Consider the following 9,028-nt stretch of genomic DNA (forward strand, 5'->3'; position numbering starts at 1 on the left):
TCAGGCCTTTGACCATACGTAGCCCAAGCCGGACTGGCAGTGGCGGGCTAGCGACGGGTGGTGATTCGCCCACGGGGTGGGCTCCTACAGAGGAACGAAGGTAAGCAGCTGGATTCCCCTCCCTTACCTCACGGCCCGTACCCTCACCATCACCCCCCAGGCAAGACAGAACGTCTCCCTCCCCCTGCGGGGGACGACTACAGGGATGTAGGAGGTAGGGCAACGCCGGGAGCAGTTGCCGAGGGCCGGGGAGGGGGCGATCCAAACAGTCCCGGCCTTCCCTCGCAACTCGCCCCTCGCAACTCGCCACTGCATTCCTGGCCACTCGCCCCTCGCCACTCGCTACTGCATTCCTAGCCACTCGCCACTCGCCACTCGCCACTGCGTTCCTAGCCACTAGCCACTCGCCACTCGCCACTTCAATCGTGCAGTCCCACTCACTCGCCCCCACGTCCAACGGAAGCACCTCTACCCCATGCTCCCGCGCATCCCGTACCAGTTGCGCCGGGGCATAGAACCCCATCGGCTGACTGTTCAGCAGCGCGCAGGTAAACGCCGCCGGCTCATGGCACTTGAGCCAGGAGGAGATGTAGGCGAGCAGGGCGAAGCTGGCAGCGTGGGACTCGGGAAAGCCGTATTCACCGAAGCCCTTGATCTGCTCGATCACCTGGTCGGCAAACTCGGGCGGATAGCCACGCTCGGCCATCCCCGAACGCAGCTTCTCCTCAAAGGCGGCCAGCCCCCGCCCCTTTTTCCAGGCGGCGATGGCCCGGCGTAGCCGATCCGCCTCGCCGGCGGTGAAGCCCGCCGCCACCATCGCCAGCTTGATCACCTGCTCCTGGAAGATGGGGACCCCCAGGGTGCGCGCCAGCACCGCCTCGGCCTCCGGGCCGGGATAAGTGATCGGCTCCAGCCCCTGCCGGCGCTTCAGATAGGGATGAACCATGTTGCCCTGGATGGGACCGGGACGGATGATCGCCACCTCGATCACCAGGTCGTAAAAGGTCCTGGGGCGCAGGCGCGGCAACATCGCCATCTGTGCCCGCGACTCGATCTGGAACACGCCGACAGTGTCCGCCCGGCAGAGCATGGCGTAGACCTCCGGGTCCTCGGCGGGCACCGCGGCCAGCGTCAGCCGCCGGCCGCGGTGTTTCTCGACCAGGTCGAAGGCCTTGTGGATGGCCGAGAGCATGCCCAGCGCCAGGCAGTCGATCTTCAACAGCCCCAGGCTGTCCAGATCATCCTTGTCCCACTGAATCACCGTGCGCCCCTCCATGGCGGCGTTCTCGATGGGCACCAGGCGCGGCAGCGGGTCGCGGGTGATCACCATGCCGCCCACGTGCTGGGAGAGGTGGCGGGGAAAGTCGAGCAACTCCCACACCAGCACCAGCAGGCGTTTGATGATCGGACTCTCGGTATCGAAGCCCGCCTCACTCAGCCGTTCGGTCATTTCCGGGCTGCCCTTACCCCACAAATCACCCTTCAGAGCCATTGGGGCGTGGCAGGACAAGGCGTGGTGCGCAGGGGAAGGGTTGTTCTCCTTTCCAAGCACCACAACGCCGTCATGGCACGCCCCAGTGGCTCCCTCCGGGCGAGCCGCTGGCCGGCCATCTGCGGCGTTGCGCCCCCTTGAAAGGGCTACGGCCATTCCTGCGGGGGCGCGCTTTGCATCTGACCGGCCAGCGACTCGCTGATGGGCGATTTGTGGGGTAAGGGCAGCCCTTGGCCGCCCCCAGCGACCGAAGGCCCCGGCCAGCCGATCCACTTCATTGACGGAGAGCCCCAGGGCCTTGCCCACATCGCGCAGGGCGCTTCGCGTGCGGTAGGTGATCACTGTGGCGGTGAGGGCGGCCCGCTCCCGGCCATAGCGCTCATAGAGGTACTGCAGTACCTCCTCGCGCCGGGTGTGCTCGAAATCCACATCGATATCGGGCGGCTCATCCCGCTCTTTGGAGATGAAGCGCTCGAACAGCATCTCCGAGCGGCTGGGGTCCACCGCCGTGATCCCCAGGCAGTAACAGACCGCCGAGTTGGCCGCCGAGCCGCGCCCCTGGCAGAGAATCCCGCGCCCGCGGGCGAAGCGGACCAGGTCATAAACGGTGAGAAAGTAGGGCTCATACCCCAGCTCGCCGATGATGGTCAGCTCATGCTCCACCAGCCGACGCACCTTCTCCGGCTCACCCTGCGGCCAGAACTGCTTCAACCCCGTCTCGGTCAGCCGCCGCAGATAGCCGCCCGGGGTCTCGTCCGGCGGAGTGATCTCATCCGGGTAGTTGTATTTCAGCTCCTCCAGAGTGAAGCGGCAGCGCGCCGCGATGGCTGTGGTCTCCGCCAGCCATTCGGCGGGATAGATCTCCGCCAGGCGCTCCCTGGGCCGCAGGTGGCGCTCGCCATTGGCATAGAGCGCCGCGCCCGCCTCGGCCACCGTGGTGCACAGCCGGATGGCGGTCAGCAGATCCTGCAGCGCACGACGCCCGCGGCGGTGCATATGCACATCCCCCGCCGCCACCAGCGGCAGCCCCGATGCCTCCCCCAGCGCCTTGCACCGTGCTACCTTGCCGGCATCGTCCGCCCCGCAGTGCAACTCCACCGCAATCCAGGCCCGCCCCGGAAACGTCCCCGCCACCCATTCGGCCGCGTTCGCCTCCTCACCCCCGTAGGAGCGGCGGAAGCCGCGAAAATCCTGATTGCCCTCAGCCGCCACCGATTCGGAGGTCTCGTTCTCCCTCGCTCCTCGTCCCTCATCTCTCGTATCTGTGTCCGGCGGCAGCCAGAGCACCAAGCACCCCGGCACCCCATCCGCCAGATCCTCCCGACCCAGCCGATACGCCCCCTTTTCCGAACGCCGCCGCCCCAGTGTGATCAGCTCCGAAAGATTCCCATACCCCTCCCGATCAGAAGCCAGCAACACCAGCTTGATCCCATCCTCCAGCCGCACCTCGCTGCCGACGATAAGGTGTAGCCCCTGCTCCTTCGCCGCCCGATAGGCACGCACCACCCCCGCCAGAGAACACTCATCCGTCACCGCCAGCGCCGAATACCCCAACTCGGCCGCGCGCACCACCAACTCCTCCGCATGGGAAGCCCCCCGCAGAAAGGTGAAATTGGACAGACAATGGAGTTCGGCGTAGTCGCACATGGCCGGGAAAAGCGCAGCAAAAGTGAGGTGTATAAATATACACCACTTACATATTCTTCACATCAAAGCCCCTCTCCAGGGGAAACCGATAACAGCTCCTCCCCTGGAGAGGGGTTGGGAGGGGAAACCGACAAAAAGCCCCTCTCCGGAGGGAGAGGGTTTGGGGTGAGGGGAAACCCAAACAGGCCATGGCAAAAGCGAGCCGTCCGCCTTGCAAAAAGCCCCCTCTCCAGCAGGAGCCGACTGCACGGATGCAGGAGGTAGAGCAGCTCAGGAGATAGCTGCCGAGGAGTTGGGGGTGAGAAACTCCAAACAAGCCGCGACAGAAGTACCAACAACCGTCTCCTTGCGATTCTCCGGCCTAACCGATAATGTCATCCACGACATAGACGCCACCGGAACTGAAGGCGTCACAAAACGAATAGCACGGATATCGCCATGGAAGCAGTTCTTGGGTTCGACATCCCATCATCCCCCGCACCAGCCGGTCAACGCCGATCGGACTGGTGTTGTCGCGCCCCCAGCAAAGCGAAACCTTTCCTGTTCGTTCGCTCAATACACCGATTTCGCTTGTACACCCGCCAGTGCGTCTACAGGGCTGCGCACCGCAGTACTCCCCCGCTGAAGCACATGGGTGTAAATCTGCGTCGTCTTGACATCCTTGTGTCCCATCAATTCCTGGACCGTACGAATGTCGTAACCGGCTTCGAGCAGGTGTGTAGCAAAACAATGGCGCAGGGTATGGGGAGTGGCATGTTTTCGGATCCCCGCAGCGCGCACCGCCTGCCTGAAGGCCTTCTGCACAGGGCTCGGATCCATGTGGTGCCGTTTTTCAGTACCGGAGAACGGATCAATCGCACGGGTGAACGAGGGAAATACATACCACCAGCCGAGTTCGAGCGGAGCATTGGGGTATTTCCTGGCCAGTGCACCCGGCAAAGAAACCTCGCCAAAGCCATCCTGATAATCCGCGTCCCGAAGCCGTTTCGCTTCGTTAATCTGCTGCTGCAGAGAGTCTGCCAAAGAATCCGGCAATGGCACGAATCGATCCTTTCCACCTTTGTCATTGCGCACGAGCAGTTGCCGGTATCCGAAATCCAGATCCTGGATCCGCAATCGCAGGCACTCCATCACGCGAAGCCCTGTGCCATACATCAAACTGGCCATAAGCCAATATCGTTCTTTCATACGCGACAGCACCCTTTCTACCTCCCTGCGGGTCAGCACTACCGGAACCCGACTCGGCTTCTTGGCGCGGACCACGTTCTCGATCCAGTCGAGTTCCACTTCCAGTACATGGCGATAAAGAAAGAGCAGGCGCTAAGCGCCTGGTTCTGTGTCGAAGCCGATACGCCGCGTTCGGCCGCGAGATAGGTCAGAAATCGCTCGACTTCCGCTTTGCCCATTTCACGGGGGTGCCTCTTCCCGGAGAAGATGATGAAAAAACGAATCCAGTAGGCATAAGCCTGTTCTGTCCGGTAGCTGTAGTTGAGCCGACGTATACGCTCACGGACCTGTTGCAGGAGCCACGGCGGTTTACGCCCACTCGAAGGTTGGATCGGCATTGTGCAATCCCTCGCAATCATGCAGTACGTGTACATATATACACCTTTCGGCGTCAGGTATGCAAACGCGGCTCGTCACGTCCCGGCCATTGCAGGCCAAGTGCCGGATATTTGGAAGGTTTCAAAATCTGGCGCGGGGGTATATGCGGCCAATCAGTCGCATATACCGTTATACGGCTGACCGGCCGCTTATCACTCTCGGAGAGGACGAGAGGAAAACATCGCAGGCCAGTGATTTTGGGGAGAAAACAATTGCATGGGGACCTGTTCCAAGGGGTGTATTCGGTCAATGGGTCGTCGACATATAGTTAGGCAAATAAACCAAGAGTCGAGCACCTTTATTAATGAATAAAGTAATAGTGATAACTGGCGGTAGCCGTGGAATTGGTGCGGCAACAGCACGGCTTGCAGCTGCTCGCGGATATTATGTGTGCGTCAATTATCATAAAAACCAAACAGCCGCTCACGCAGTCGTTGATGAGATTGAAGCAAGCGGCGGAAAGGCCATTGCTGTTGCGGCAGATATTTCTTTGGAATCGGACATCAAAAATCTATTTAAAATCGTTGATGAGAAAATGGGGCCTATTGCAGCACTGGTCAATAATGCCGGAATTCTTGAAAGACAAATGAGGGTCGAGGATATTGATGTGGCCCGACTAAATAGAATTCTAGCGGCGAATGTGGTCGGTTCTTTTTTATGCGCGAGAGAGGCCGTGAGGCGCATGTCCATAAAACATGGAGGGCAAGGCGGAGCTATTGTTAATGTATCATCTGCCGCATCAAGACTTGGGTCAGCAGGCGAATATGTTGATTATGCAGCATCCAAGGGCGCTATCGACACGCTTACTATAGGTCTATCCCGCGAGGTGGCTGAAGAAGGCATTCGCGTTAACGCTGTGCGCCCTGCATTTATCTATACTGACATGCATGCTGACGGTGGCGAGGCAGGGCGTGTAGATCGCATAAAAGAGTCTTTGCCAATGAAACGAGGTGGCCACCCAATCGAAGTAGCAAATGCAATCATGTGGCTGCTATCTGATGAGGCATCATATACTACAGGCACATTCATTGAATTGGCAGGTGGAAGATAATGCCTAACAATCGCATGCACTCGGACAGCAAAAAACGGCGCTCCTCGTTCCTCGTCGCTCTGCTTTTAGCTGCCGGTGATGCGAAGCGTTATGCTTAAAAAGGAACCAACTATGGAAGCAGAAACAACAGAGAGCCAGCCGATGGAGAAAAAATCGGGGTTCATTGCAAGATTATTTCGCGGAGATGTATCGCTACCGATAACCTATTGGGTGTTTGGTGTTCTTATTGGGAATGTTGTATTCCAGATTATTCTAAAAATAATTGAATTCAACTACCTGGAAATCACATCCTCGCAGACAGGCGCATGGTCTGTAATGGCATTTTATTGGGTTGCCATTGGCTACAGCGTTTTTATGCTCATAGCAATTTGGCGAAGCGCAGGCAAATATCAAGGTAGGGCAATTTGGGCAGGCCTTGCCCGTGTTGCTGTTGTTTTGGGTACTTTGGCTCTAATAGTTAATTTCATTGTTGGGCTTCAACAAGGTAGTGATACAGACCTTGCTTTAAGTGAAGAAATAAAAATGATCAACAAGAGCCTCCCAAGCATGGTTGATAATGATACGAGGTTGGATCATGTGTCAATTCAAGACAAAGATGTTTACTACAACTATACGCTGGTAAATTGGCTCGTTGCTGATTTAGATGTTACACGGTTCACATCGGTAATGACACCAAACCTTAAAACAGCGGGATGTGCTAATGAAGAAACACGCCCCCTTCTGAATGAAGGAAGAAAGCTAGTTTATATGTATCGCGACAAATCAAGTAAGCCTGTTGCGAAAATAGTGGTTGAGAAATCCGATTGCTTATAAGGCATAACAGGCGCTGCACTCGGACAGCCAGAAGCTGCGCCGCTCGTTCCTCTCTATGCAGCTTCTGGCTGCCGGTGAGCTTGGTCGTTATCGCGCCGAGCAAAGCTCGGCGTATCTTGCGGGGTGAAAGTCCCTGTCGGGTAAGGGCTAGCCCTTACCCGTATCGAGTCTTGGACCTGTGGCGGAGTGCGGAGTCACGAACAAGACAGGTTAAGCGTAGACAGAGAATCCTGTAGGCCGTAGGGATGGTCGCGCACCCTGAAGTGCTGGTACAGCTTCGAAAAGCTCAATCCGGATGCCGAGGGTTTTAACGTGCACCGAAGGCAATACAGAAGCACCCGAGTTGGCGAGGGTGTGGAGATCCGGCGGAGTCCTCAGGCCGTGGCATGCAGGAAGAGATACGTCGTAGAACTCGGGAAGCCCCGATGGGCTCCTGGTATGGGAAGGCCATAGCCAGGTGGGTCACCGCGAGGTGGCTAGATGCCGTTGGGGTGTCTTATCAGGCATAGTACTCAGCGATGGGGAAAGCCCATTACATGGGGAAGGACCTGACGGAAGTACGTAGCCCGCAAAGGAAACTCATGCCGGACACAGTCGGACTGGAACAACACGAGCCAACCTCGACAACTGCTCCCTGCGTTGTTCTACCTCCTGCATCCATGCAGTCGTCACTGCGGGGAATAGCACTGCGGGCGCAGACCTGCAAAGACCACCGTTTTCGGGACCTCTACCGGAACCTGGATGCCAATCTTCTCCAACGCTGCTGGCGCGATCTGAACAAGCGAGCAGCCAGTGGCGTGGACGAGGTGACGGCGCAGGCGTACGAGCAGGACCTCACCGCCAACATCGAGGCGCTGGCGGAGCGACTGAAGACAAAACGCTATCGGACCAAATTGGTCCGACGCTGTTACATCCCCAAGGACAGCGGCGGCGAACGGCCGCTGGGGATCCCTGCTCTGGAAGACAAACTGGTGCAGCTCGCCTGCGCCAAGCTGTTGGGCGCCATCTACGAGCAGGATTTCCTGCCTGTCAGTTACGGCTACCGACCGGCGCGAGGGGCCAAGGACGCGGTCGGCGACCTCGGGTTCAACCTTCAGTACGGCAGGTTTGGTCACGTGGTGGAGGCCGATATCAAAGGCTTTTTCGACACCATCGATCATGACTGGCTGCTGGAGATGCTGAGCTTGCGGATTGACGACCGGGCTTTTCTCAACCTCATCCGTAAATGGCTGAAAGCGGGCATACTGGACACCGACGGGCAGGTACTGCACCCGGTGACCGGGACCCCGCAGGGCGGCATCGTCTCGCCGATACTGGCCAACGTCTACTTGCACTACGCCCTGGACCTGTGGTTTGAGCGCGTGGTCAAGCTGCGTTGCGGCGGCCAAGCCATTCTCATCCGTTATACGGATGATTTTGTCTGTGCCTTCCAGTATCAGCACGATGCCAAGCGGTTCTACCGAGTGCTGCCGAAACGCCTGCAGAAATTTGGGTTGCAGGTAGCCCCGGAGAAGACCCGCATCCTCCGTTTCAGCCGCTTCCATCCCGGACTTCCTCGCCGCTTCGCGTTCCTTGGCTTCGAGCTGTATTGGCGCCTGGACTGGAGAGGAGAGTTGAGGGTCATGAAGCGCACGGCGCGAAAGAAACTGCAAAGCGCCAAGCGGCGGATGAAAGAGTGGATCAGAGCCAACCGCCACCTACGCGGTCGCCAGTTCGTACTGGAACTAAACCGTAAGCTGGTGGGACACTACAACTATTCGGGCTGCGGAGCAACGAACAGTCGCTGAACAGCTTCTACCAGTGGACGATTCAATGTGCCTTTAAATGGCTCAATCGCCGGGGCGGGAAGCGAAGCAGCTTTAACTGGGCGCAGTTCAGCGCGGCGCTGAAGAAGTTGAAGGTGGCTTTACCCCGAACCACCGAGAAGCGGCGTCAGCATGTGGCCTTTGTATAACAACGCGCTCGCCGCGAAGGCGAGTACAACCGAGGAACCGGATGCGGGAAAACCGCACGTCCGGGTCTGTGCGGGGGGCGCCCGGTAACGGGCGTTCCTACCGCGAGAGGCATCAGATATGACAAAAGGAAATTACAAAATGTACAAGTTTCTTATTCTTCTATTCCTGCCTTTCAGTTTGCTTGGGTGTGCGTATAGCATTTCCGAAATTGATGTCAGTCACCTTGACTCAAGCTGTGTTCGTGAATGTTCAAAGAGTTATTCTTCCTGCGTATCGCAGGGAAATCAGGTTGGCTTTAAAACAGAAACGTTGAGGGCATGTAAAGAATTATATGTGGTGTGCACCAACACATGCCCGGCAAAGTAATGCCTAAACGAATAAGGATAGATCGAACGAATAAGGATAGATCAAACGAATAAGGATAGATCGCGCGTAGCCGCGATCTTATCCCGGTGTTGGACGAGC

4 protein-coding genes and 1 pseudogene are annotated in these 9,028 nt (G+C 57.9%); 3 read left to right on the plus strand and 2 right to left on the minus strand.

Features of this window, described 5'->3' with window-relative positions:
- Both Q7L05_RS15990 and Q7L05_RS15995 read right to left on the minus strand, forming a co-directional pair.
- A partial coding sequence (locus Q7L05_RS15990) for a PHP domain-containing protein (protein ID WP_303909036.1) occupies nt 1-3,139 on the minus strand: 3,139 nt, incomplete at its 3' end.
- 552 nt (nt 3,140-3,691) lie between these two features.
- Nucleotides 3,692-4,704, minus strand: a pseudogene (locus Q7L05_RS15995) (integron integrase).
- Between the two features lie 344 nt (nt 4,705-5,048).
- On the opposite strand from Q7L05_RS15995, the gene Q7L05_RS16000 reads away from it, so the two are divergent.
- The 3 genes from Q7L05_RS16000 to ltrA all read left to right on the plus strand — a co-directional run bounded on the left by Q7L05_RS16000 (nt 5,049) and on the right by ltrA (nt 8,395).
- Complete coding sequence (locus Q7L05_RS16000; protein WP_303909039.1) at nt 5,049-5,795, plus strand: SDR family oxidoreductase; 747 nt, start codon at nt 5,049-5,051, stop codon at nt 5,793-5,795.
- 111 nt (nt 5,796-5,906) lie between these two features.
- The gene (locus Q7L05_RS16005; protein ID WP_303909041.1) at nt 5,907-6,608 is read left to right on the plus strand and encodes a hypothetical protein; all 702 of its coding nucleotides are present in this window, start codon (nt 5,907-5,909) and stop codon (nt 6,606-6,608) included.
- Nucleotides 6,609-7,267: 659 nt separating this feature from the next.
- A complete protein-coding gene (ltrA, locus tag Q7L05_RS16010) occupies nt 7,268-8,395 on the plus strand; it encodes a group II intron reverse transcriptase/maturase (RefSeq protein ID WP_303909044.1) in 1,128 nt (375 codons plus the stop codon).
- Nucleotides 8,396-9,028 lie beyond the last annotated feature (633 nt).

The sequence above is a fragment of the Thiohalomonas denitrificans genome, assembly GCF_016841685.1.
Taxonomy (GTDB): domain Bacteria; phylum Pseudomonadota; class Gammaproteobacteria; order Thiohalomonadales; family Thiohalomonadaceae; genus Thiohalomonas; species Thiohalomonas denitrificans_A.

Coding starts and splice junctions, on each gene's coding strand:
- Q7L05_RS16000 (WP_303909039.1), top strand. CDS start 5,049: ATGAATAAAGTAATAGTGATAACTGGCGGTAGCCGTGGAATTGGTGCG.
- Q7L05_RS16005 (WP_303909041.1), top strand. CDS start 5,907: ATGGAAGCAGAAACAACAGAGAGCCAGCCGATGGAGAAAAAATCGGGG.
- ltrA (WP_303909044.1), top strand. CDS start 7,268: ATGCAGTCGTCACTGCGGGGAATAGCACTGCGGGCGCAGACCTGCAAA.